The 24,071-nt window shown below is 48.8% G+C and carries 21 protein-coding genes; 10 read left to right on the forward strand and 11 right to left on the reverse strand.

Annotated features, from left to right (window positions below):
- Positions 1-4 precede the first annotated feature (4 nt).
- The 3 genes from ASC49_RS07105 to ASC49_RS07115 all read right to left on the reverse strand — a co-directional run bounded on the left by ASC49_RS07105 (position 5) and on the right by ASC49_RS07115 (position 4,383).
- On the reverse strand, positions 5-1,771 hold the full coding sequence (locus ASC49_RS07105; protein ID WP_055462551.1) for a sensor domain-containing diguanylate cyclase: 1,767 nt from the start codon (positions 1,769-1,771) through the stop codon (positions 5-7).
- Between the two features lie 254 nt (positions 1,772-2,025).
- Positions 2,026-2,760: a TrmH family RNA methyltransferase gene (locus ASC49_RS07110; protein ID WP_055462552.1), complete on the reverse strand. Its 735-nt coding sequence runs from the start codon at positions 2,758-2,760 to the stop codon at positions 2,026-2,028.
- Between the two features lie 3 nt (positions 2,761-2,763).
- Positions 2,764-4,383, reverse strand: a complete 1,620-nt coding sequence (locus ASC49_RS07115; protein WP_055462553.1) for an NAD(P)/FAD-dependent oxidoreductase — start codon at positions 4,381-4,383, stop codon at positions 2,764-2,766.
- 160 nt (positions 4,384-4,543) lie between these two features.
- Between ASC49_RS07115 and ASC49_RS07120 the strand changes: the two genes are divergently transcribed.
- The 4 genes from ASC49_RS07120 to rluF all read left to right on the forward strand — a co-directional run bounded on the left by ASC49_RS07120 (position 4,544) and on the right by rluF (position 7,942).
- Entirely contained in the window at positions 4,544-5,482 is a 939-nt protein-coding gene (locus ASC49_RS07120) for a LysR family transcriptional regulator (protein ID WP_211262028.1), read from the forward strand.
- Between the two features lie 65 nt (positions 5,483-5,547).
- Positions 5,548-6,162, forward strand: coding sequence for a LysE family translocator (locus ASC49_RS07125; RefSeq protein WP_055462554.1), 615 nt, complete (start codon positions 5,548-5,550; stop codon positions 6,160-6,162).
- Between the two features lie 84 nt (positions 6,163-6,246).
- Positions 6,247-6,867, forward strand: coding sequence for a 23S rRNA (uridine(2552)-2'-O)-methyltransferase RlmE (gene rlmE, locus ASC49_RS07130; RefSeq protein WP_055462555.1), 621 nt, complete (start codon positions 6,247-6,249; stop codon positions 6,865-6,867).
- A 4-nt stretch (positions 6,868-6,871) separates the two neighbouring features.
- Positions 6,872-7,942: a 23S rRNA pseudouridine(2604) synthase RluF gene (gene rluF / locus ASC49_RS07135; protein ID WP_055462556.1), complete on the forward strand. Its 1,071-nt coding sequence runs from the start codon at positions 6,872-6,874 to the stop codon at positions 7,940-7,942.
- 29 nt (positions 7,943-7,971) lie between these two features.
- Here the strand turns inward: rluF and ASC49_RS07140 are convergent, their stop codons facing one another.
- From ASC49_RS07140 to ASC49_RS07160, 5 genes are all read right to left on the reverse strand, one after another.
- A complete protein-coding gene (locus ASC49_RS07140; protein WP_055462557.1) occupies positions 7,972-8,973 on the reverse strand; it encodes an NAD-dependent epimerase in 1,002 nt (333 codons plus the stop codon).
- On the reverse strand, positions 8,970-10,688 hold the full coding sequence (locus ASC49_RS07145; protein ID WP_055462558.1) for an ArnT family glycosyltransferase: 1,719 nt from the start codon (positions 10,686-10,688) through the stop codon (positions 8,970-8,972). The genes ASC49_RS07140 and ASC49_RS07145 overlap by 4 nt, the downstream gene beginning before the upstream one ends.
- A gap of 4 nt (positions 10,689-10,692) precedes the next feature.
- Complete coding sequence (locus ASC49_RS07150; protein ID WP_055462559.1) at positions 10,693-11,355, reverse strand: TVP38/TMEM64 family protein; 663 nt, start codon at positions 11,353-11,355, stop codon at positions 10,693-10,695.
- Between the two features lie 4 nt (positions 11,356-11,359).
- Positions 11,360-12,094 (reverse strand): glycosyltransferase family 2 protein, encoded by a 735-nt coding sequence (locus tag ASC49_RS07155; RefSeq protein ID WP_055462560.1) that lies wholly within the window; start codon positions 12,092-12,094, stop codon positions 11,360-11,362.
- A gap of 181 nt (positions 12,095-12,275) precedes the next feature.
- On the reverse strand, positions 12,276-13,082 hold the full coding sequence (locus ASC49_RS07160; protein ID WP_082443754.1) for an AraC family transcriptional regulator: 807 nt from the start codon (positions 13,080-13,082) through the stop codon (positions 12,276-12,278).
- A gap of 84 nt (positions 13,083-13,166) precedes the next feature.
- Between ASC49_RS07160 and ASC49_RS07165 the strand changes: the two genes are divergently transcribed.
- On the forward strand, positions 13,167-14,360 hold the full coding sequence (locus ASC49_RS07165) for an MFS transporter (protein ID WP_055462561.1): 1,194 nt from the start codon (positions 13,167-13,169) through the stop codon (positions 14,358-14,360).
- Between the two features lies 1 nt (position 14,361).
- Here the strand turns inward: ASC49_RS07165 and ASC49_RS07170 are convergent, their stop codons facing one another.
- Both ASC49_RS07170 and ASC49_RS07175 read right to left on the reverse strand, forming a co-directional pair.
- Positions 14,362-16,182, reverse strand: a complete 1,821-nt coding sequence (locus tag ASC49_RS07170; protein ID WP_055462562.1) for a sensor histidine kinase — start codon at positions 16,180-16,182, stop codon at positions 14,362-14,364.
- Positions 16,179-18,377, reverse strand: coding sequence for a bifunctional diguanylate cyclase/phosphodiesterase (locus ASC49_RS07175; protein ID WP_055462563.1), 2,199 nt, complete (start codon positions 18,375-18,377; stop codon positions 16,179-16,181). Before ASC49_RS07175 ends, ASC49_RS07170 begins: the two co-directional genes overlap by 4 nt.
- A 219-nt stretch (positions 18,378-18,596) precedes the next feature.
- On the opposite strand from ASC49_RS07175, the gene gmk reads away from it, so the two are divergent.
- From gmk to ASC49_RS07195, 4 genes are all read left to right on the forward strand, one after another.
- Positions 18,597-19,217, forward strand: coding sequence for a guanylate kinase (gene gmk / locus ASC49_RS07180; protein WP_055462564.1), 621 nt, complete (start codon positions 18,597-18,599; stop codon positions 19,215-19,217).
- A 69-nt stretch (positions 19,218-19,286) separates the two neighbouring features.
- On the forward strand, positions 19,287-19,511 hold the full coding sequence (gene rpoZ, locus ASC49_RS07185; protein WP_055462565.1) for a DNA-directed RNA polymerase subunit omega: 225 nt from the start codon (positions 19,287-19,289) through the stop codon (positions 19,509-19,511).
- 67 nt (positions 19,512-19,578) lie between these two features.
- Positions 19,579-21,696, forward strand: coding sequence for a RelA/SpoT family protein (locus tag ASC49_RS07190; RefSeq protein ID WP_055462566.1), 2,118 nt, complete (start codon positions 19,579-19,581; stop codon positions 21,694-21,696).
- 38 nt (positions 21,697-21,734) lie between these two features.
- Positions 21,735-22,124, forward strand: coding sequence for a RidA family protein (locus tag ASC49_RS07195; protein ID WP_211262037.1), 390 nt, complete (start codon positions 21,735-21,737; stop codon positions 22,122-22,124).
- 63 nt (positions 22,125-22,187) lie between these two features.
- On the opposite strand, the gene ASC49_RS07200 is transcribed toward ASC49_RS07195, so the two are convergent.
- The gene (locus ASC49_RS07200) at positions 22,188-23,057 is read right to left on the reverse strand and encodes an NAD-dependent epimerase/dehydratase family protein (protein ID WP_055462568.1); all 870 of its coding nucleotides are present in this window, start codon (positions 23,055-23,057) and stop codon (positions 22,188-22,190) included.
- 103 nt (positions 23,058-23,160) lie between these two features.
- On the opposite strand from ASC49_RS07200, the gene ASC49_RS07205 reads away from it, so the two are divergent.
- On the forward strand, positions 23,161-24,069 hold the full coding sequence (locus ASC49_RS07205; protein WP_055462569.1) for a hydrogen peroxide-inducible genes activator: 909 nt from the start codon (positions 23,161-23,163) through the stop codon (positions 24,067-24,069).
- The last annotated feature ends 2 nt before the right edge of the window (positions 24,070-24,071 follow it).

Raw genomic sequence — 24,071 nt, forward strand, 5'->3', positions numbered from 1 at the left:
TCGCTTACTCGACGATCTTATCTCGGCCGGTGTTCTTCGCTTTATAAAGCTTGGCATCAACGTCGTTAATCAGTTCGTCTAAGCTGCTCTTTACTGGCGGTTGCAGATGCGCCATACCAAAGCTTAAGGTAATGGGTAGATGATCGAGCACTGGTTGCTCGATGAGCATGTGGCGCACACTGTTTAAACGCTTCATTACACCGTCTTTGTCCATATTAACGATAATTAGCATAAACTCTTCGCCACCATAACGGGCGACAATATCGTGGGAACGAAAATGATGTTGCAGCACTCTTGCCACCCCAATTAAGGCTTGATCTCCCACGCTGTGGCCATGGGTATCGTTGACGCATTTGAAGTGGTCAATGTCACATAATACGATGCAAAACGATTGTCCGAATTGCCTTGCTTGCAGTAAAGCTTGCTCGGATAACAAATTAAAGCCTCGACGGTTATAAAGCCCTGTGAGTTCATCGGTCGTGCTCTGCTCCAACAAAAGCTCATTCTCGTCTTTTAAATGCGAAGTACGTTGCGCCACCTTTTGCTCTAGGTTCTGCATCACATCTGACAGTTTATCAGCCATCTTTTGCAGCCCACGTCCAAGAGAATTAATCTCACGCACATTACTAAATGGTTGCGCTATCTGGCGAATTCGCTCAAGCGAGTTAGCGTTTACAGCATCGTTTAAATGCACAATCGGTCGCCCTATGTAACGCGCGATTAGAGAGCCAGCTAAGGCAATGCTTATAAAGATCACTAACACAATAAGCATCAAAGCCTGTGAGTACTCGGTCAAAATATTCTTGTAATATGCTTCAGGAATCAACACGCCTACATACCAAGTTTGCCCATACGGTAGCTCCACCGGGCGCACATGATAAAGAAAACTTTCGCCATCCACATTGAGATGTTGCGTACCCGGTGTGAGAGATTTACCCGCTTGCACAAACACCTCATCACTATGGCTTGTCAACGACACTCGCTTGAATGCTTCACCATCTTTGCTATAAAGCGCTTCCTGACGAGACGAAGCAATCAGATCACCATTTTGTTCAGCCAAAAACACATAAGAGTTATCAACCAAACCAATGGACTTCAAGTATTTATCCAACGCCCCCAGCGCAACGCTGGTAGCTGTGACGCCTAATAATTCACCTTGCTTATTATAAATCGGCGCGGCAAGGCCAACTCCCAACGAAGCATAGCCATAGTAAGGGGTAATAGAACCCCATACGGTCTCTTTTGCCTGTACCGCATCTTGGTAAAATGGCCGCGTGGTCGGATCATAATTTTTATGAACAGGCTCTGTAGTCATCGGCTGCCCGACATAGGTAATGGGATCGTAGTAGAACGCTTCTAGGCTGTAAGGCTCATTGGTGTAATTGGTAGCGATATGATGTGAGCTCCCAAAAGGATCTCGTGTGGAGTTCACATAGCGACCATCTGCAGTCGCCATGGAAATGAATGTCATGTAAGGATACGGCAAGGCTTGTTCATAGAATCGGCCCGCCAATAAATCTAGGTTGTCTAGGTATTCCGGATGGTTTGAAATGGCATCGCGATTGATCTCAACCATAATGTTGAGCGGCTTCATAAAGTCATTCACACGATCGTATACTCGCGTTTCAATCTCGCGCATATAATGCAAGCCAACATTGTCCGAGACATTCGAAACAGTGACTGCAGAAAAAAAGTAAACCGTCGCACCGCCGAGGGTGGCTAAAAGCGTAAAAGGGACAACGATCAAGCTCCATAAAGAAATCTGTTTCATACTAGGCCACCTTTCTACGCACCATCTTTATTCCCTAAAGCAAGATGGCAAACAAACAACACACTGATACCTTACACATTATCGGCACTTTGTTTACGAATATTTATGGTCTTAACAAATCAGCACACTGTAAGCTAAGAAATGTAAGCAAACGTAATCAACCAGTACAATTACTGAGAATTGTTAACAAAAAATAAACAAGGCGACATGCATGAATATCGCCCCCCGTTTTTATTCTTTACTGTTGAGCAGGTTTAGCGTTGACGCTCGTAGACGCTCAAATTGACCGCCGTGGCGAGGTTCAGGGATTCAATCAAGCCCACACCGGGAATAGTGAAGGCGTTGGCATTTAAACGGTCTAGCTGTTCACGGGGAACACCGCGAGCTTCATTACCAAAGATATAGCAGTCACATTGCTTAAACTCAGGCGCACTGAGCGGCGCACCTTGCATATCCAAGCAACCAATCGCCTGAAAGCGCTCGGGCAAACTGGTAATGTCTACATCCAATTCCATGGGCACATGAAACAAAGCCCCCATGCTGGAACGAATCACCTTAGGATTAAACGGATCCACACTGCCAGGGCTTAGCAACAAGCGAAAACCACCAAACCACGCTAAAGTACGTAAAATAGTGCCTAAATTGCCGGGATCTTGGATTTCATGCAGGTAAATCCCCGTCAGAGTGTCACCCTTTTCTGATGAGATAGCAGGCGAAATAGCCTCCATCGGCACCACCGCCAAGATGCCCTGTGGGCTCTTGGTGTCGGACATGCCTGCCATTTGCTTATTGCTAACTTCGATCTTTTCAAACGCGGTTGACCAATCGGCGTAGTCTGCCGTCACATAAAGCTTGGCGGCCTTTAACTTTGGGTTGTGCTTGGCAGCGTTTTCCAACTCCAGCACCAAATGCTCGCCCTCGACTAGGCAATGACCTAGCTCTTGGCGGTATTTCTTCTGGTGCAGCTTTTTGATTTGGTCAATTTTCATGGTTTAGGCACCTTGTTGCTGCAAAATGTCCAACGCGACAGCTTCGGCCACCTTGATACCATCGATACCAGCGGACAAAATGCCTCCCGCGTAACCTGCTCCCTCACCTGCTGGATACAAACCTTGGGTGTTTAAACTCTGGTAGCTTTGGTTGTCACGGGTAATACGGATCGGCGATGAGGTACGGGTTTCGATACCGGTTAGGATGGCATCGTCACGGTCAAAGCCACGGATTTTCTTACCAAACGCTGGCAGCGCTTCACGTACCGCGTCGATGATAAAGTCTGGCAGTGCGTCCGCTAGGTCACACAACTGGATGCCCGGTTTGTACGACGGTTCCACTTCGCCCAATTTGGTCGACGCTTGGCCTTTGATAAAGTCACCCACCAACTGCGCTGGCGCTTTGTAGTCCGAGCCACCGAGTTTGTACGCCGCTTCTTCAAGACGCTCTTGCAGCTCCACACCCGCTAAGATGCCATCTGGGTAATCTTGCTCTGGATTAATGCCCACCACGATGCCGGAGTTGGCATTGCGCTCGTTACGAGAGTACTGACTCATACCGTTGGTCACCACGCGGCCTTCTTCTGAGGTCGCCGCCACGACGGTGCCGCCAGGGCACATACAGAAGCTGTATACCGCACGGCCATTTTTAGCATGGTGAATCAGTTTGTAATCCGCCGCGCCAAGCTCTGGATGACCCGCGTATTTACCCAGACGCGCATGGTCGATCAACGACTGTGGGTGCTCGATACGAAAACCAATGGCAAATGGCTTCGGCTCAATAAAGACTTCTTTTTTGTGCAACATGCGGAAAGTATCGCGGGCACTGTGCCCCAGCGCCAATACCACGTGTTTGCTGTGCAATTCAGAACCATCAGCTAGCACGACACCCGTCACTTTTTGATCTTCCAGCAATAGGTCTGTGACTTTTGCTTCAAAGCGAATCTCGCCGCCCAGCTCAATGATCTCTTCACGCATCTTCGCTACCACGCCTGTTAGACGGAAAGTACCGATATGCGGCTTGCTGACGTACATGATTTCTTCTGGCGCGCCAGCGCGAACAAACTCGCTCATCACTTTGCGGCCGTAGAACTTAGGATCTTTAACTTGGCTGTACAATTTGCCGTCCGAGAACAACCCCGCACCGCCTTCACCGAACTGTACGTTGGACTCGGTATCGAGCTTTTTCTGACGCCATAGCGCCCAGGTATCTTTGGTACGTTGACGCACGTTACGACCACGTTCTAAGACGATCGGTTTAAAACCCATTTGCGCAAGCGTCAATGCCGCGAACAAACCACAAGGACCAAAACCTACAACAATCGGACGCTCCGTTAGGTTAGCTGGCGCCGTGGCTACCGGATGGTATTCAATATCCGGAGCCGCTTTCACATGTACATCGTCTGCAAAACGCGCCAAGACCGCTTCATCATTGCTGGTAGTTAGGTGAATGATGTATACGAAGGTGATTTCAGTATTCTTCTTACGCGCATCGTAGCTGCGTTTGAACACAAAGAAATCCAACAACTCTTCGTCCACAAGGTTAAGGCGTTTGATAATCGCCCCACGCAGTGCGTCTTCTGGATGGTCTAGGGGTAACGAAAGTTCTGATAAACGAATCATGGAAAGGTCCTGGCCGATTGACTCGGCAAAAGATAGCCTGAGAAGATGATATGAACAGCGCATTATACGCATGCCTTGTTTACAAGTCAGTCAGAAGCGTTCGCTAGCCACGAAAAACTGTTATGTTAAACGCTTTCTAATGTGTCGTGAGAATCCGCCAGTGCAGAAAACTATTAATCTAAACCTGTTGCGATCATTAAAAGTCTTATTAGAAGAATGCCATGTCAGTCATGCTGCACAGCGTTTAAACCTGACCCAGTCTGCCGTTAGCCGACATTTGAGTACTCTAAGAGAGATGTTTGCTGATCCGCTATTGGTTCGCGATGGTAACTTGCTGATTCCGACACCTAAGGCGCTGCTATTGCAGAAAAAGCTAGAGAGTTGGTTTGTCGAGCTGGATGACATGATGAGCAACGAGGTCTTTGAACCCAGCCTCTGGCATGGGGAATTCGTCTTATCCTCTAGCGATTACGTCGCCCAATATATCTTGCCTGAAATCATTCGCGAGCTGATGCAAGAAGCCCCGCACGTCACTCTCACCTATCGGCTCTGGCAACCCGACTTAATCCATCAATTACACAATGAAGGTATTCACCTAGCGTCTAGTATGTCGTTGGAAGCACCCAAAGGGCTTTCCTCTATCCAAATTGGCGAAGATCATTCCGTCTGTTTAATGGGCGCCCACCATCCCTTGGCCTCCTCTGAGACCATTTCCGTGCAAGAATTACTGCACTACCCACACATCAAGATTGTTGGCGGCGGTGATAAAGACGGGCTATTTGAGACGGCATTAAATGCGCTGGGGCAACAAAGACATATTGCACTGCATGTGCCGTTCTTCTTTGCTGCCGCACAAGCTCTTTGTCAAAACGACCTGTTGTTGGTGACGCCTGAGCACATCGCGCATCACCTATCGGAGCGTTATGAACTGACCTATCGAGCGCTGCCGTTCACCACCCCCAAACATAAGTACTGGCTCACTTGGCATAGCAAATACGACTTAGACCCATCTCATATTTGGGCTAGAAGCATGATTGAGGCCATCATGAAGCGCGTAAAAGGCTCCGTTGCTTATGAAGCTGAATCATACCCATCTTGATAAATCATGATTTCATATAATATCGATGCCTTGCTACAGTGCTTGGCATTCGATAGGAGAACATCATGACACTGACACTTTGGCTTTCTTTATTAGCGATTTGTTTATTGGGCGCCATGTCACCGGGGCCAAGTCTGGTAATGGTCACCAAACACAGCTTAGCGGGTGGCAAGGCAAATGGTTTAGCTGCCGCGTGGGCGCATGCTTTTGGTATTGGGGTGTACGCGTTTATTTCCATGGTCGGGTTAGCGGTGATTTTTCACCAATTGCCTTGGCTGTATCAGATCATCAGTTACGCAGGCGCGGCCTATTTGATTTATCTTGGCGTCAATGCCATCCGCTCTAAAGGCGGCATCGCGGCCAAACTGGAAGCAGGCCAAACCATGTCGGTCTGGCAATCCGCCAAAGAAGGCCTGCTGATTTCACTGCTCAGTCCTAAGATTGCGTTATTTTTCGCCGCACTCTTTAGCCCATTTGTGGCTTCAGTAGATTCGATTGATGGCAAAATGCTGATGGTCATGACGCCTTTTATCGTCGATGGCTTGTGGTACACCTTGATTACGTTAATGCTTTCAAATCAACGTCTTCTCAGTGGCTTGCGAAAAAAAGCCGTCGTTATAGATCGTCTTTCTGGGCTGATTTTAGTGGCCTTGGCAGGCAAGATTATCTTATCGGCTTAGCAGTTATCGCGAACTTGCTTCCTTTGCTGATTCGCTGGCAGCGGTTACAATAGCGTTTTTATTCAATCCGGTAGCGAAATCACCATGGCTCGATCAAAAAGCAGTAACCGTTGGCTCGAAGAGCACATCAACGACCCGTACGTTAAAAAGGCACAAGTAGACGGTTACCGTTCCCGCGCTAGCTATAAATTGTTAACGCTGAACGAAAAAGACAAGCTGATCAAGCCAGGTAATCTCGTGTTGGATTTGGGCTCTGCTCCGGGCGGCTGGTCGCAAGTTGCGTCTAAACTGGTGGGCGAGAAAGGCAAGGTGATCGCGTCGGACATTCTGCCAATGGACTCCATCGCAGGCGTGGAATTTATTCAAGGTGACTTTACCGAACAGGACGTGTTTGACCAGATTATGACCGCCGTAAACGGTGCCCCTGTGGATGTGGTGATTTCCGATATGGCGCCAAATCTCAGCGGTGTTTCCGCCGTTGACCAAGCGTCTTCTATGTATTTGGTGGAGTTGGCCTTGGACATGGCGATTCAAACTCTAAAGCCAAAAGGTTTGTTCGCGGTGAAAGTCTTCCACGGTGAAGGCTACGAAGCATATGTGAAAATGGTACGCGAACACTTTGATACCGTTGTCGTACGTAAACCCGACTCGTCACGCGCTCGTTCTCGCGAAGTGTACCTTGTTGGCCGCGGCTTCAAAGGCTAATCCCATGGACTTAAAAACCTCCATTCGTCTCAACAAATACATCAGTGAAAGTGGTCTTTGCTCCCGTCGCGAGGCTGACCGTTTTATTGAGCAAGGCAGTGTTTACATTAACGGTAAACGCGCAGGCATTGGCGATCAGGTCACACCTGGCGACTTGGTTAAAGTGAACGGTCAAACCATCGACCCGATGGAAGCCGAAGATCTGATCTTTATCGCGGTGAACAAGCCTGTTGGCATTGTCAGCACCACTGAGTCGAGCGAACCGAACAACATCGTTAGCTTCGTCAAACACGGCGCGCGCATCTTCCCCATTGGTCGTTTGGATAAAGACTCACAAGGCCTGATCTTTATGACCAACAACGGCGACTTGGTCAATAAGATCCTGCGTGCGTCAAACAACCACGAGAAAGAATACTTGGTGACGGTCAATAAGCCGATCACCGATGCCTTTATCGAGGGTATGAGCAACGGTGTGCCGATCTTGGGACAAATGACCAAGAAATGTAAGGTGCACAAAGAATCAACCTTTGTCTTTAACATCACCTTGGTACAGGGCTTGAACCGTCAAATTCGCCGCATGGCGGAGCACTTTGGCTACGAAGTGGTACAGCTGGAACGTATTCGCATTATGAACGTTTCCCTCAAGGGCCTAGCCTTGGGCGACTGGCGCGACTTAACGCCCAAAGAGATCAATGCCATTGCCGAAATGACCAAAGACTCAGACGGCAATGCGGCACCAAAAGCTTCTAACCCACGTAAACCGAAACCTCGTCCACAAGGCCAAGGCAAAGGTAATCGCGACGGCAAGCCTCGTGTGGGCGCAGGCGGTGGCCAAGGTCGTCCAGCCCATGGCAAAGCGCCAACCGGTGGACGTGGCAAACCGGCTAACGGTCGCGGTACACCCGCACAAGGCAAGCCAAATGGCAAAGGCGGTAAACCGCAAGGAAACGGTGGTAAGCCAGCACCCGCTGGAAAAGGCGGTACGGGACGCAGTAAGCCAATGCCAGCAGGCAAAGGTAATGCGGGCGCAGGTCGCGGAAAACCCACCACTAACAAAGGCGGACGTAGCCGCTAAGCATTAGCGGCTACCATACCTAGAGCCAACTACTGAACTTGGTAAAACGCTTTGTACCAGTCGACAAAGCGTTGAATGCCCTCTTTCACCGCCACGCTTGGGGTGAAATCAATCGCTTTAAATAAGTCTTCCGTGTCAGCAAAGGTGGTGTACACATCACCCGCCTGCATCGGCAAGAAGTTTTTCTTCGCTTCTACTCCCAAGGAGTTTTCCAAGGCTTCGACCATATCCATCAGCTTTACCGGACTGCCGTGACCGATATTAAACACACGGTAAGGCGCTGTGGCACTGACATTCGGCGTATTAGTTTCGTTGTCTTGCGCCGTTGGGATGACATCCTGAATGCGCACCACCGCTTCAACGATATCGTCGATAAAGGTGAAATCACGCTGCATATCGCCATGGTTATAGATGTCGATGCTTTGCCCTGACAGGATCGCCTTGGCGAATTTAAACAGCGCCATATCTGGACGTCCCCAAGGACCATAAACCGTAAAGAAGCGCAAGCCAGTGGCCGGCAGTTGGTACAGGTGCGAGTACGAGTGCGCCATCAGCTCATTGGACTTTTTCGTCGCCGCGTACAAGGAAATCGGATGGTCCACATTGTCTTCGGTAGAGAACGGAATACGCTTATTCAAACCGTAAACTGAGCTGGAAGACGCGTACACCAGATGCTCAATCTTATGATGGCGGCAACACTCTAGAATCGACAAAAAGCCGGACAAATTACTGGCACCGTAGGCCATGGGATTATCAATCGAATAACGCACCCCAGCTTGCGCCGCCAAGTGAATCACACGATCAAATTGCTCCTCTTGAAACAAAGCATTGAGGCCATCGTAGTCTTCAATACTGCGCGTATGAAAACTAAAGTTGTCGTGGGCAAAGTGCTCTAAACGCGCCTGTTTTAAGCTAACATCGTAGTAGTCGTTCAGGTTATCCACGCCTACAACCGTATGACCCGCTTCGCACAAACGCTGCGCGACAAAACTACCGATAAAACCAGCGGCACCCGTTACTAGAAATTTCATAACACACGATCCTTAGAAAACGGCATCTGATAACGTTTCAGCGCCTTAGGCGGTGCACACTCAGCGAGCATGTCAGCGCGGTCTAACAGTAGCCACTCACCACCATGACCAATACCCATCAATTCACCACCACTGATGTCAAAACACGGCGTTGGTTCTTCTTTAGGTACAAACAAATAACGATTGGGCTGCTCTTGCATCCACAACCAAGCATTGCGATATTGCTCTGCTTGCGGCGCAAGATAACTAAAATGCGTTAGCGGAATAGGCGAAAACAATAAGAACTGCTCTTTGAACTTCACTAAGCCTAACTCAGCCTCAGGGCCAATGCGCTCTGCGCTATCCGCCATGATTTTTTGCGCACCGGCACGCACCGGCTCCATCACCACATAGCCCCAAGTGCTAAACAGTAACCAAGTGGCGGCCATCACCGCACCAAACACTTGTAAAGCCGGTGCACGGCGTTGCCATAGCAAAATCACCAACCAAGCCACACCGGATCCAGCAAAGAACAGCGCTACTGTCATTGGGCTGACCACGCCATCAAGATGCTCCACTAGGGACTTCTTGCCTGCTAACAACATACCGGACGCCACAAATAACAGCACGGGCACCAACCAAAGCAGCGCCTTAATCACCCGTTGAAGCCAACGCTCAGGCGATTGCTGCGCCAACCAAGGCGCCATCAATAACGCCAACATCGGCACCGCGGGCAAGATGTACACACCACGTTTACCAGGGCTCCAGCTAAAGAAGAACACCACCAAGGCCACCCAAGCAAACAACACCAGAGCAATACGGTGACGCACTAGGAAACGCCAGAAACTGCGGCTTAACAACATAAACGACAGCGGAAACCACAAAGACGGAATCGCCTCCACCAAGTAATACCACCACGGCAAAATATGGTGCCAAGCGTTGGCATAACGCTCTCCGGTTTGCTTAAACATAATGTTGTCACGGTAAGCGATAAAATCAGGATTACCACTGCTGTCCGCCAAATACAACATCGGAACCAACCAACACAGCACCGCCAACAGCATAAAGCCAAGGGTTAATAGCGGTTCCCAAAGCATGCGCCATGAACCGCGACGGTTTTGCCACGCTTGCTGGCTATACACAGGGATAAAGAACAGAATCGGCAGGAATCCAACCCCTTTGGTAATGATGCCCACGCCCATAAAGAAGCCCGAGACACACAACCAGCGTAAGTCTGACTTGACGTAGAAATGGCGAATCAAACCGTACATAGCCACCGTGATCCAACAAGCCACCATGGCATCAATCTGTGCGGTTTTCGCTTGTAGCGTAAATTGCGGCACCAACAGCAATAACAGCCCCGCCACACGTGCCGTACGCACATTCCAAAGTTTGGCCGCGATATCATAGACACAGACGAGCGTTAACAAGGAGGCTAAGGCATTCGGCAACAAAAACGCTACCTTCATATTACCTGTGAGCCAATAGAACAAAGCAATCGCCCACATAAATACGGGCGGCTTGTCTGGGTACAGTTCGCCACCTCGGATTGGAAAAAACCAATTGCCCGAAGTCACCATCTCACGGGCAACTTCCGCAAAGCGTGGCTCATCCGCCGGCCAAGGTGAACGCAAGCCAATCCCCGCAAAGATGATGACAAAGGCAATCAATAACAACACAGCGAGCACTTTGCCGTAATCATCACTCATCAAGCGTTCGTACAAACGTGAGAACATGGGTTTACTCTCCTATGGCGATCACACCAGCATGTTGTTTTTTATATTGGCGATACAAATGACGGGTTAACACCAGACTGAAAATACCCAGAATAATACTGACAATCAGCTGCCATTCGTTGGCGGAGCCAACACCCGATCCCGCTAAGGCGAAAATCAATGTCTGAGGCAAATAGCCCAATGCCGAAGCCGTGATAAAGGCCATCATCGGCACACCTGCCATACCAGACAAAAGATTGGTAATGACATTACTGCCGACTGGAAAAATGCGCGCCAGTAGTACTTTGGAAAACGGCTGCACCGCAACAAAATCGCGGAAGCGTTGATAACGTTGGCTAAAATAGCGGAGCAAAGTTTGCTTGAGAATGAAATGCGCCAGCACATAAACCAACACGGCACTCAGCAAAGTACACAAGAGCGCGTACAAAGTGCCGTTCAGTCCGCCAAAGGTAAAACCAAAAGTAAAGGCAATCAGCTGTCTTGGTGCGCCAACGGCGGTAAACAACACCGCACAAGCCAGCAACAGCAGTTGACCTTGGATACCATGAGTTGAAACGTAGGTTGCGATCCAATCCTTGTCCGCAATGTGCTGCCAGATCTCGTTATTGGATTGGCTATAGGCCAATACCGCGAGCGCCAGCAGCAAAACGATTTTAATAATTTTCATGCACTTACTGATCGTTATGGGTCACTTCAACTACTGGCCAGCGGGTACGACGACGTAACCACATGACGCCAAATAAATCGACGATACCGACCCAGAGACGGTTCCAAACATTGTATTTCGACACGCCCGCACCGCGATCACGGTGATTGACTGGGTGAATCACAATTTCACCATTCATACGACGAATTAACGCAGGCAAGAAACGGTGCATGTGATCGAAGTAAGGTAACAACAGGAAGGTTTCTCGACGGAAGACTTTCAAGCCACAGCCAGAATCCGGCACGCCATCATCTAAGAAAAATTGACGCACGCGGTTAGCGATTTTCGATTGGGTACGGACCCAGGGTGTATCTTTACGTTTGTTGCGGTAACCCGCCACGCAAACATGAGGATTACGCACCTGTTGCGCCTTTTCTAACATGGCCACCACATCGGCCGGGTCGTTCTGACCGTCGGCATCTAAGGTGGCAATGTATTCACCGTCCGCATGGCGAATCGCCGTATGCACTGCGGTACTCTGACCGCAGCTATACGGATGACGTAACACTTTTAACTGACAGCCCAAGCGCTTCGCAGTATCGATGGCCTCTTGACCGGTTTGATCGTCACTGCCGTCATCCGTCAGAACAATCTCGAATGTGGTATGTTGATTTAATGCAGAAAAGATTTCTTCGATAAGAGGTCGAATATTTCCTTGCTCATTTTTGGCAGGTAATACCACGGACAAACTTGGTTTCATAGGCCAGATCCTAATGCTTTGGGCAGAGTTTTCGTTATTCTAGTTTTTAACCTTAAGAGAGCCTTAAGGAACTGCAATTTAATCATAAGACATCACTGAATAGTCAAAGACTTACCCGTTATTTTATGTCGTCTTTCTTACAGTACGCTTATCGCCGCCCCACTCCTTTATTCATATCGACCTAAGCAATCCCCCAACGCTGTTGCTGATATTGTTTCGGCGTGCAGCCAAGTTGCTTTTTGAAAAAAGTAATAAACGCGCTCACCGATTCATAACCAAGGTTTTCGGCAATTCGTTGTATCGGCTGGTTTTGCGCTAGCCATTCAAGTGCTAAAACAATATGTAATTGTCCACGCCACTGGCCGAAGGTCAGCTGAATATGCTGTTTAATCAAACGCGCCAACGTCCGTTCGCTCATGGCGTAATCTTGTGCCCATTGGGGCAAGGTGCGACGGTCATTAGGGGCTGCCAATAAACGCTGTGCCAAGTCCTTTAGGCGGGGTTCCTCTGGCAAAGGAAAATCAAACGCTTCTTGGGGGGCTTGCTCTAATAAATCGATCAACACCTGCTGCAAGCGTTCACGAGCCAGAGTGGGCGTCGTCTCAGACAGTTGCGCAATATGAAGAATCAACTCGCGTACCAAAGGCGAAATCGAGAGGGTGCACACCGACGCCGGCAGCTTGGCATGGTTGCCGTCGATAAACACCATACACACATCTGAATAGGCATCGAAAGTATTACGATGCACCACTTGGCCTGGAATCCAAACGGCACACAACGGTGGCACTAACCACATACTTTGCTCGACAAAGCTGATCACTGAGCCCCGCAAGGTCAAAATCAACTGACCCTTTTGGTGCACATGCCAAGGGGTTTCCGAAGCTTGAGTGCGATGAATGGCGCGCTCGGTAATCAAGGCCGCATCGGAGCGATCTGCCGGACCAAAGTCGGTGATGACGTCAATTTGAGTTTGTCTGAATTTAGGCATTTATTGTCATTATCTCGAAATACTGCAAGTACATTACGCCCTATACTGCCAAGATTCCAACAATAAAGAGTGCCTAAGGTTGCTATGCGAGCTTCATTTCAACGCCGTGACTGGTTGCTACTGAGTTTCATCTTTGTGATGGCGCTGAGCTTGCGAGGGCCTGTGGTGGGCATTGCACCGTTAATTGATGTGGTGGAGTCCTCTTTGCATTTATCCAGCTCAGCCTCTGGCTTATTAACCACCTTACAGATCTTGGCCTTTGCCTTGTGCGCGCCGCTTGCGACCTTACTAGGCCGCCGCTATGGGTTGGAGTTGGCTTTATTGCTGGGCTCAATCACTATTGCCATAGGCATCATGCTGCGTAGCGTTAATGCCCTGCCTAGTCTTTACTTAGGCGTGACCTTGGTCGGGGTGGGCATTGCCATTGGCAATGTGTTGTTACCGATTTTATTAAAACGGGACTTTCCTAACCATATTCTGCAATTAACCGCGATTTACGTCCTGATGATGAATCTTGGCGGCGCCTTTATGACCGGTTTCGCCGTGCCTGTTGCGCAATGGGCTCCCACTTGGTTACCGCAGTTAGCGGGCTGGTCGAGTGCCCTACTTAGCCATCTGATCTTTATTTTACCCGCGCTAGCGTTGTGGTTTTTTATTCCGAAACATCAGACCGTCACCGGGCCAGCTCCCCATGTCCCCACGCCCATGTGGCGCTCGCCATTGGCTTGGATCATTACTTTATTTTTAGCGCTCGACTCCGTGCTGAATTATATCGTTAATGCTTGGATTCCAACGATCCTAGCGGCCAAAGGCTACGATGCCGCTACGGCTGGCTTATACCATAGTTATATTCAAACGGCGGGGATGATCCCAGCGCTCGCGTTACCTTTGCTAAAACGCTACTTCGGTAGCCCACGTCAGTTAACAAGCATCGCTATCTTGGCCACCTTGGCCAGTTTACTCGGTTATGCATTTGCCCCGGCGGTATCAGCGTTGTGGTCTTTTCTGTTTGGCTTTGGCTGTACTTTGGGCTTTGTTATGGGGCTGTCTTTGATTAGCTTACGCACGGCGTCAGTTCACGAAGCAGCCGCTCTGTCTGGTATGGCACAATTAGTAGGCTATTTGATGGCCGCAGCGGGGCCGGTGACCATTGGCGCGCTATTTGATTGGACGCAGGATTGGCAATACCCGCTGTATGTGTTGATTGGCATCGTCTTAGTGTGGGCCATCATTGGCTGGTTTGCCAGCGCTCAGAAATCGGAGCACCGATCCATTTAGGTTAGGTTGGAATGAAAATAGTAAAGCGAGTACCCGTTTCATTACTACGAACTTCTATGCGCCCCTGCAACAAACGGGTTACCCATTGATGCACCATATACAAACCGAGCCCTGAATGCTTGGCACCGCGGCTGGTCGTCACAAAAGGCTCCCAAATCGAGTCAAGCAATGCTACAGGGATGCCTGCGCCATCGTCTGAGATTTCAATCACAAACTCTTCTTCCTGCTTGGCCGTCACTCGAATGTTGCCTGTTTGACCATTCGAAAATGCATGATCTAAGGCGTTTAGGACAAGGTTTTGTAGGACTTGCGATAAGACACTTTGTGACGAACTCAGCACCAGCTCGGGCTCAACAACCACTTCTATATGAATCTCAGGGCGCTTACTGAGAACTGGTTTCAGTGGCGATAGCGTATCGTCTATCATGTCTTTGACATTGAATAATGCGTTGTCAGAATAGAGCTGCTTTTGCTGGGTAATGCGCTTGAATTGCTCAATCACATCGCTTGCACGATTTAAATTCTGCAAAGCTAAGTTGGTCGAGCTTTCATAGGCTTCGGCGGTCTTGGAGTCAACATGGGCTGCAATGCTTGGCTTGAGATGTTGTAACGAGGAAAGGCAAAGGCGAATGCCACCTAAGGGCGTGTTTAATTCATGCCCAACACCAGACACCATTAACCCAAGCGATGATAGACGCCCCTTTTCTACTAACTCATCTTGTAATGAAATCAGCATCTTATTGGCTTCGGTAAGTTTGAGTTGCGTAGCTTCCAAGGCAGATTTTTCAGCGGCAATGTGCTCAAGATTCTGCTTACGCTGGCTAATATTACGCCATATCAATAATCCAAATACCGTTAACAAAATGCCACTGACGGCCGCCACAATGATCACCAGCAGCATGGCGAAGAACAGTTCTTGGCGCCAAACTTCGGGACGAGTTTGAGACACAAAATAGTAATATGGGGCCAGCACTACCTCTTCATCTACCAGCACCGCCATTGAGGATAACGGACGTCCGTCCTTTAGACGGATCGGTTGTAATGAACGGCTACGATCGATTTGTTGCCAGCCGTCTGGATACATATTGGCGAATGAAGACAGGATATCGCCATACAGATGCAACCACTCCAATTCCGGTCGCGCGGCTAACAACCACTGCCCTTTGCTGTTGACGATTTCTAGGGTGTTATCGGCTGTTTGCAGTGAGCGTAGACGAGCAAATAGATTATTGAGATTGTAATTCACCACCAATAAGCCAATCGTTTGCTGTTGGCTATCTTGCAGCTTAATGCTGGCGCGTATAGTGACTTCATAGGGGCGAACGATGTTGCCGTTCTCAATGTTTAAATCGATAGGGGTCAGCGCCACCGTATGCTTAGGGGAAGCCATGCCCTCAGTAAAATAATAGCGATTGGCTTTGTTTTGCAGTTCAGCCGTGGGAACCAACTCAACATTGTGCTCATACACATTGACGCGCACTTGCTCTTGCCCATTAGGCGCTAGCCAGCGGACTTGCGATACATAATCGGACAATCCTCGCGCACGCATGAAATATTTCGCAACAGCTAATCGCCAAGCCTCCTGATTAGGAAAGCTCGACGGCAACAAGTTAGCTTCTAACTCGTCCCCCATGTATTCCATAATCTGCTGAATATGCCCCAGTTCCCGAGACATCAAGGCAGCCCCACGGTTCACCAACTCCGCTTGGCCATAGTGCATTTCATCACGCAATTGTATTTGCCAGAATTGAAACGCGATACAGCCTAGCAATGCTGTCAGCAGCAATGGCACTAGGTAAATAATCACCAAAGGACGCTTCATGTTCTAAGTTTTATACCCTTGTTAGAGGAACACCACACTAAGGCGTCTTCAAGCATCATAGGCCTCGCGATATAGTAACCCTGCCCTGCATCGCAGCCCATCTCTAGCAGTATTTGATATTGGGACTCTGTTTCTATGCCCTCGGCAATCACACTCATACCAAGCAAGTGCCCAAGATCAATAATCATCTTTACGATCTGCTTATCTTGCATACGCGTAACGAACTGGCGATCAATTTTTAGCTCCGCTGCATTCAGTTGGGAAAGATAAGATAGCGAAGAATAGCCTGCACCGAAGTCATCAATGCTGACACGAACCCCTAACTCGTTGAGCTTATCAAGGTAATCCGCAGCAGAGCGCAAAACTTCAATCAGCTGGGTTTCCGTGACTTCAATTTCAATGCTGTGAGTCGCTACTTGGTGTTCAAACAAACAATCGCAAAAACGCGTGACAAAATCCGCACGCGATAACTCAGACCCAGCTACATTGACCGAGATAGGCACTTCAATATTTGTTTGGCGCAGGACTTTGATGGCTTCACACGCTTTGATAGTAACGTATTCATCCAGCTTATCAATTAAACCTGAGGTCTCCGCCACCGGAACAAAGCGATCCGGCGGAATCATGTTACCGCTCTCATCACGCCAGCGAACTAATGCTTCAAATCCTAACAATCGCTGACTTTGCAAATCCACTTTGGGCTGCAAGTGAATAAAAATCTCTTCGTTATTGAGCGCTATACGTAATTTTTTCATCAATTCATAGCGCTCTTGCATCTGAGCCAGTTCATGGGACTCGAACAGGCCAAACTCTATATTACGGTGTTTAGCGTGCTCAAGAATGGATTTGGCAATCCCTAGAATCTGCTGTGGCGTTTGATGCGCCATATCCGACAGTTTGACCAGGGCACCGGTGAGATCGATATGATGTTTGGCGCCGTCCATTTCAATTTGTGGATGCAGTACGTGTTCCAACGATTGATGATCATAATCTTGCTGATCATAGATCAACAGCAGCAAGGTATCTCGCTCATACATCACCACGTCAATGGCTTTCACAAAGCTAGCTTTTAAATGCATCGCCAAATGCTTCATGAGTGAGCGACCGTAGTTTACACCGAGCAATACTTCACTGTACGCCAACTCTTCTACAAACAGCATCAGTAGTTTGGCATCTCGGTGCTCTTGCGCCGTCAATCGTTCAAGCTGGTGTAACATCCAGTTTTTATTCTGTAGCCCCGTAACCGAGTCGAAGTAAGCTAGCTCCGACAAGCGGCTGTGCAAGGCCACGTTATTAAACCCGGCGTTAATGTTCTCGCCAAAAATTTGCAACAAGTCGATTTCATAGTCCGATAACGGCCGGTCACACTGGATTAACACCACATAATCGCGCTGGTCCACCTCTTCACTGCTGAAGTACAAAGCTGATACAGGCGTTTCAATAACATGGCAATGAGCACTTAAGCTTTGCAAGATCACTCGATACAGCTCAGGATCCTCCACAACATTGCATAAGAACTGATTGGCCCACTCTTTATAAATACCTGTGCTGGCAAAGATCAATGCTTTGTCTGGCGAGTCATTACGCTTGTGATTGATACAGACAATACCGCCTTGATTGAGGCAAAACACCCCAGCAAGCTCATCTAAAATGGATTGGGTATAGCTTTTAAGATCCAGTTTACTGCTCAATCGCTGACTAGACTCGATCAGCATCTGCAGGCCCTGACGCGCCCGCTGCATTGTCTGCATATGCTCCCACGTTCGCAGATTACCTAATACAATCGTCTGAAGGTGGTCGAGGCTTAACTCGCTTTTGTTCCAATAATCATCCACATCATAATTCACCATCAGATCATTTAATGGCATCATGCCAGGCTGTCCAGTGAGCAAAACAATGCGTACTAGCTGATTACCGAGGCCACTGCGAATACTGCGCACCAGCCGTAAACCCGAGTCATCCTGCTCCATCACCACATCCAATAACACAATGCTGATATCTGGGTGTTGGGCTAATATGTTGGCTGCTTGCTGCGCACTGTTAGCACTTAAAAATTCCACCTCGCGCCCCCCATAGTGCAGCGATTTAAGTGATAACAATAAGGTCTCTTGATAAACAATATCGTCTTCGACGGTGAGAATTTTGCATCGCTGCGACGGCGTTCGAAACAGCTCCATATTGCGAGTAGCGTCCATAACGATTCTTCCTACTGAAAGTCGATCCAAATGTATTAGGTATAGATGCTTTTAAGTCTAGCGTATGTTGTGAATTGTAACTCGCCCAATGTTCTTAAGAGCGTTCCCTTACAAAAATCATTTCTTAATCTCCACACAACTGCCGCTGCTTCCTTGTACAAATATGCTATAGTGCCGGTTTCATTATTTCATTCAAATCTTGCTCGGCAAGGTAGGGTCATGACAAAACAAAAAGGCAATCTATTCATTCTGTCGGCGCCATCTGGCGCGGGTAAATCCTCCCTGTACAAATCACTGTTACAGGCAGATCAAAAAGTTCGTATTTCTGTGTCACACACTACACGTGCGCCGCGCACGGGTGAAGAGCATGGCCGTGAATACTTCTTTGTGGATGTGGATTCTTTCCTCGACATGATTGCCGAGGATGCTTTTTTTGAGCATGCGCAAGTGTTTGATAACTACTACGGCACATCGAAGAAAGCCATTTTCGACATGCTTGAGCAAGGCTTAGATGTCATTCTTGAGATTGATTGGCAGGGCGCGCGCCAAGTGCGTGAGCAGTACCCAGACGCCATCGGCATTTTCATTCTGCCCCCTTCGCTCCAAGCCCTTGAAGAACGTCTAACAGGCCGTGGCACCGATGCAGCGGATGTGATCGCACGCCGTATGTCGAAAGCAGTCAATGAAATGTCGCACTATGACGAGTACGACTACGTCATTATCAACGATGATTTCAATGAAGCGTTGGAACAATTAAAGGCTGTTTTTGTGGCGAATCGCGCCAGAACACCATTAATCCAAGAGATTCACACAGATCTGATCAATGATCTCTTGTCATAGTGATCACCCGTTAAGTAAAATTGACGACACTAATTAGTGATTAATTCTTACCCTATATAGAGGTCAAACATGGCTCGAGTTACAGTTGAAGATTGTCTAGAAAACGTAGATAACCGTTTTGAGTTGGTAATGGTAGCCGCTAAGCGCGCACGCCAACTAGCAACCGGTGGTGCGGACGCGAAAGTACCACTAGAAGAAGACAAAATGACCGTAGTAGCACTACGTGAAATCGCAGAAGATCTAATCAATGCGAAAAACGTCGACTTCCAAACCAAGCCTACGACAGAGTTCTAAGCATTGATGGTTAACATCGCTCAACGCACGATTTTCTGGTTTAGCTTTTCCTGATGTGAGGTGAGCGATGTCTACTATTGAAGTATTAGCACAAACCCTTAGCCAATACCTGCCCTACGAGCAGGTGGCGACGGTGAAACGCGCGTATTATTACGCCGAGCAAGCCCATGATGGTCAAAAACGTAAAAGTGGCGAGCACTATGTAACACACCCGCTTGCGGTAGCGTTTATTTTGGCCGATCTGCGCATGGATTGTGAGGGTCTGACCGCCGCCTTGCTGCACGATGTCATTGAAGATACGGGGATTTCCCGTGAATCCTTAGCCGAACAGTTCGGTGAAGGCGTCGCAGGCCTAGTCGATGGCGTTAGCAAACTGACCCACCTTGAGTTCAATAGTCAGCTCGAAAAGCAAGCTCATAACTTCCAAAAAATGGCCATGGCCATGGCCGATGACATCCGTGTCATCATGGTGAAACTGGCCGATCGTCTGCATAATATGCGTACGCTCGATTCCATGCCTGGTCATAAAAAGCGCCGCATTGCCCGCGAAACTCTCGATATTTACGCTCCCATCGCCAACCGCTTAGGTATGTACGATGTCAAAGTTGACCTAGAGTCCTTGGCCTTCGAGGCCTACTACCCGATGCGTTCACGTATGCTCAAGCGCGCCATTAATAAGCGCTATGGCCAACGTGAAAAAGCCATGCAGAAGCTTGAAGACTTTATTCGCTCAGAGCTGGCGGCAGACTATATCGACTCAAACATCAGCGTACGCGAAAAGCATACTTACAGCATCTACCAGAAAATGCAGAAAAAACGTCGCTCTCTGGAAGAAATTATGGATGTCATGGGCGTGCGCATCGTCACCGATCGCCAAGACAGCTGTTATCGCATTTTAGGCGTGATTCATGCCCTGTTTAAGCCGATCGAAGGACGTTTTAAAGATTACATTGCCGTACCCAAATCGAACGGTTACCAGTCATTGCACACCACCGTGGTAGGCAACAATGGTCTGCCGCTGGAAGTACAAATCCGTACTCAAGAGATGGATATGGTGGCAATCAACGGTATCGCCGCGCACTGGACCTACAAGTCTCAGGGCCAGTCAACGATGACAGCGACGAACCATGAACGCGCCACGAAGTGGGTAAAAAGCTTACTTGAGATTCAAGAAAAAGCGCACAACCCAATGGAATTCATCGACAACGTGAAAAGCGACCTTTTCCCAGATGAAGTGTATGTCTTTACACCAAAAGGCGAAATCATCGAATTGCCATCTGGTGCGACACCTGTGGACTTCGCCTACGGCGTACACACAGAAATCGGCAACACCTGTATTTCCTGCCGTATCAACCGTCGCTTAGCGCCATTGAGTACGCAGCTGGAAAGTGGTCAAACAGTTGAAGTCATTACCGCAAAAAGCGCGCAACCCAACGTAGCATGGTTGAGTTTTGCGATTACCGGTAAAGCCCGCACCAACATTCGCCATTATCTGAAATCGAAACAACGTGAAAACGCCATTTCGTTTGGCTATCGTCTGCTGACCCGCTCGCTGAATGCGTTCCGCACCACGGTGGAAGAACTGACTGAAGAACAAATCAAAGTGGTGCTCGAGTCACATCAACTTGAGACCATGGATGATTTATTAGAATCCATCGGTAAAGGTCGCCACGTGGGCTATGTGGTAGCACGTCAGCTCTTCCCGAACTTTAATGAAGATGAATTGGTTACGCCAAAATCGTTCAAAGTAAACGGCTCCGAAGGCATGCTGATTTCCTACGCGAAATGCTGTTCGCCAATTCCTGGCGATCCGATTGTTGGCTACGTTCAAGTGGACAAAGGCGTCATCATTCATCACCAGAGCTGCCCAAACATTCAAGACCACCTCGCCAATCCTGAGCGCTACATTCGTATGACCTGGAGTAAGGAAATCGAGGAAGAGTTAAATGTGAGCCTCATCGTTACTTACACCAACGAACGCGGCGCGGTGGCGAAAATCGCTAGCTCGATAACCGATACCGACTTCCAAGTCTCAAACTTGGACATCATTGAACGCGGTAAGATTTCCCGTTTACGCCTCAACATCGCCATTTCCAGCCGCGTTGGCTTGGCCGATGTGATGCGTCGTATTAAAGCTGTGCGCTGTGTTGAAAAAGTGTCCCGCGAAACCCTTGTCGGACGCTAATCACATAGTGTGAATTGATTAAATCTTAAGGATCCCAAATCATGGCAAAACAAGTGATCTTCTCTGAAAACGCACCGGCAGCGATCGGCCCATACTCCCAAGCTATTCGTGCTGGTAACACGGTTTACCTATCTGGCCAAATCCCATTGGTTCCAGCGACAATGGAAGTGATCAGCGACGACGTTGCCGAGCAAACGACTCAGGTGTTCCAAAACCTACAAGCAGTCTGTGAAGCGGCTGGCGGTTCTCTAAAAGACATCGTTAAGCTAAACATTTACATGACAGACCTAGGCAACTTCGCTCTAGTAAACGAAGTGATGACTAAATTCTTCGTTGAACCATACCCAGCTCGTGCGGCACTAGGCGTTCGCGCTTTGCCAAAAGGCGTTGCAGTTGAAATCGAAGGCGTGATGGTACTAGAAGACTAATCTTCTGCTATCTAGCTGAAAAGAAAAGCGCTTGGAGCATTTCAAGCGCTTTTTTATTGCCCCCTATAGCCCCGCACTCATATGCGCTAACCATGCCTGATAGTCGTCCATCATGCTTTCATAACCCACGCCATATGACGGATACTGAGGACGCCAGCCTAGTTGCTTCAGAGCCTGCGGTACAATGCGTTTACCCTGCGTTGGCAGATAGTCGGTCAATTTAACCGTGTCTGGTAACGGCGGTGGTACTTGCAAGCGGGCCGCGAGCCAGAGTTTGACTTCCCACATAGAAACTGGCTGACCATCGCTGGCGATCACATGTGCAGGCAGTTCAGTACCGAGCAATGACTGTTCACCGAGCACACACAGCGCCGACACGACATCGTCACGATGGATGCGGTTGGTCCATTGATTCACAGACCAAGCATCCCCTCGGCGCACGCCCTCTAATAAACGAAAGCGTCCGGGGCCGTAGATCCCAGAACAACGCAAGGCAATACTCGAAATACTTTCCGACAGCACAGCTTCGGCTACTAGAATTTTCTCTGCCGTAGCGGAGGCCGCGACGGCCTTAGTTTGCTCATCAATCCACTCACCACGATTTTGACCATAGACACTGGTACTGGACACAAAGATCACTTTCGGTTGCCTGCGATGTTGATAGGCTGCTACCAAGGCTTTGGCCGTATCGACATAAGCCGCTTGATACGCCTCAGCTGTGCGCCCAGTCGGCGTCATAATTAAGTACACCAGATCAGCATCAGGCCACTGCTCTGGAGGTAAAGTGGTGAGGTCATGGGTAATGCCCTTTACGCCATCAGGAAAATACGTACCCGAGCGTCGAATACCGGTGACGTCGTAGCCCTGCGCCACAAAATGTTGTGCCACTCCCTGTCCTAAATCACCACAACCCGCTATCAGAACCTTTGTCATGATTCCCTCAATCCTTGCAAAAAATGTCTAACTGTCTAGAAACAGTACACTTTATCAAAATATGTATTATCATAGTTAATACCAATCAAAAGGGTATTAGATTATGACGCTAACAGAACTCAAGTACATCGTTATGCTAGCAGAAGAGAAGCACTTCGGTCGCGCAGCAGAGCGTTGTCACGTTTCCCAACCAACGCTGAGTGTGGCGGTGAAAAAGCTCGAAGACGAACTTGGCGCTGCGATTTTTGAACGAAGCAAAAGTTCAGTCTATATCACCCCGATTGGCGAACAAATCATCACTCAAGCGCGCCGCGTTCTTGAGCAAGCCAATATGATCAAAGAGCTGGCTTCTTCGGGTAAAAACCAATTACGTGGTCCATTAAAAGTCGGCGCTATCTTCACCATAGCACCTTACCTTTTCCCGTCAATGATTCCTGAGTTGAAGAGCATCGCTGAAGGCATGCCCTTACAGATCGAAGAGGATTTAACTGAAAACTTGCGACCAAAACTGCGTAACGGTGAATTGGACGCCATCATTGTTGCGCTGCCGTTTCGCGAGCCGGACGTCGTGACCCAACCAATCTACGAAGAAGAATTCGTGGTCTTGATGCCCAAGGACCACCCTTGGACCAAGCTGGAACATATCAGCACCGATCAATTGACCACTGACAATCTTCTACTTCTCGGTAAGGGACACTGTTTTAGCGACCAAGTGATGGAAGCCTGTCCGTTAGTAGGCGATGACGAACTCAACGAAGGACATACCATTGTTAATGGTAGTTCACTCGAGACCATTCGTTACATGGTGTCCTCTGGTCTTGGCGTAACGGTATTACCGAAATCTGCCGTGACTCATTTGGATGAAAGCATCTTGGCCGTACGTCCGTTTAAATCGCCAGTACCAAAGCGTACCGTGGCGTTGGCATGGCGCGCCAGCTTCCCTCGTCCGCAAGCAATTGAATCATTAAGCCAGTCTATCCGAGCCGCTTGTCAGAAGTTGAACCTAGGTTAAGC

It is taken from the genome of Marinomonas fungiae, from assembly GCF_001418205.1.
Lineage (GTDB): Bacteria > Pseudomonadota > Gammaproteobacteria > Pseudomonadales > Marinomonadaceae > Marinomonas > Marinomonas fungiae.

Coding starts and splice junctions, on each gene's coding strand:
- ASC49_RS07105 (WP_055462551.1), bottom strand. CDS start 1,771: ATGAAACAGATTTCTTTATGGAGCTTGATCGTTGTCCCTTTTACGCTT.
- ASC49_RS07110 (WP_055462552.1), bottom strand. CDS start 2,760: ATGAAAATTGACCAAATCAAAAAGCTGCACCAGAAGAAATACCGCCAA.
- ASC49_RS07115 (WP_055462553.1), bottom strand. CDS start 4,383: ATGATTCGTTTATCAGAACTTTCGTTACCCCTAGACCATCCAGAAGAC.
- ASC49_RS07125 (WP_055462554.1), top strand. CDS start 5,548: ATGACACTGACACTTTGGCTTTCTTTATTAGCGATTTGTTTATTGGGC.
- rlmE (WP_055462555.1), top strand. CDS start 6,247: ATGGCTCGATCAAAAAGCAGTAACCGTTGGCTCGAAGAGCACATCAAC.
- rluF (WP_055462556.1), top strand. CDS start 6,872: ATGGACTTAAAAACCTCCATTCGTCTCAACAAATACATCAGTGAAAGT.
- ASC49_RS07140 (WP_055462557.1), bottom strand. CDS start 8,973: ATGAAATTTCTAGTAACGGGTGCCGCTGGTTTTATCGGTAGTTTTGTC.
- ASC49_RS07145 (WP_055462558.1), bottom strand. CDS start 10,688: ATGTTCTCACGTTTGTACGAACGCTTGATGAGTGATGATTACGGCAAA.
- ASC49_RS07150 (WP_055462559.1), bottom strand. CDS start 11,355: ATGAAAATTATTAAAATCGTTTTGCTGCTGGCGCTCGCGGTATTGGCC.
- ASC49_RS07155 (WP_055462560.1), bottom strand. CDS start 12,094: ATGAAACCAAGTTTGTCCGTGGTATTACCTGCCAAAAATGAGCAAGGA.
- ASC49_RS07160 (WP_082443754.1), bottom strand. CDS start 13,082: ATGCCTAAATTCAGACAAACTCAAATTGACGTCATCACCGACTTTGGT.
- ASC49_RS07165 (WP_055462561.1), top strand. CDS start 13,167: ATGCGAGCTTCATTTCAACGCCGTGACTGGTTGCTACTGAGTTTCATC.
- ASC49_RS07170 (WP_055462562.1), bottom strand. CDS start 16,182: ATGAAGCGTCCTTTGGTGATTATTTACCTAGTGCCATTGCTGCTGACA.
- ASC49_RS07175 (WP_055462563.1), bottom strand. CDS start 18,377: ATGGACGCTACTCGCAATATGGAGCTGTTTCGAACGCCGTCGCAGCGA.
- gmk (WP_055462564.1), top strand. CDS start 18,597: ATGACAAAACAAAAAGGCAATCTATTCATTCTGTCGGCGCCATCTGGC.
- rpoZ (WP_055462565.1), top strand. CDS start 19,287: ATGGCTCGAGTTACAGTTGAAGATTGTCTAGAAAACGTAGATAACCGT.
- ASC49_RS07190 (WP_055462566.1), top strand. CDS start 19,579: ATGTCTACTATTGAAGTATTAGCACAAACCCTTAGCCAATACCTGCCC.
- ASC49_RS07200 (WP_055462568.1), bottom strand. CDS start 23,057: ATGACAAAGGTTCTGATAGCGGGTTGTGGTGATTTAGGACAGGGAGTG.
- ASC49_RS07205 (WP_055462569.1), top strand. CDS start 23,161: ATGACGCTAACAGAACTCAAGTACATCGTTATGCTAGCAGAAGAGAAG.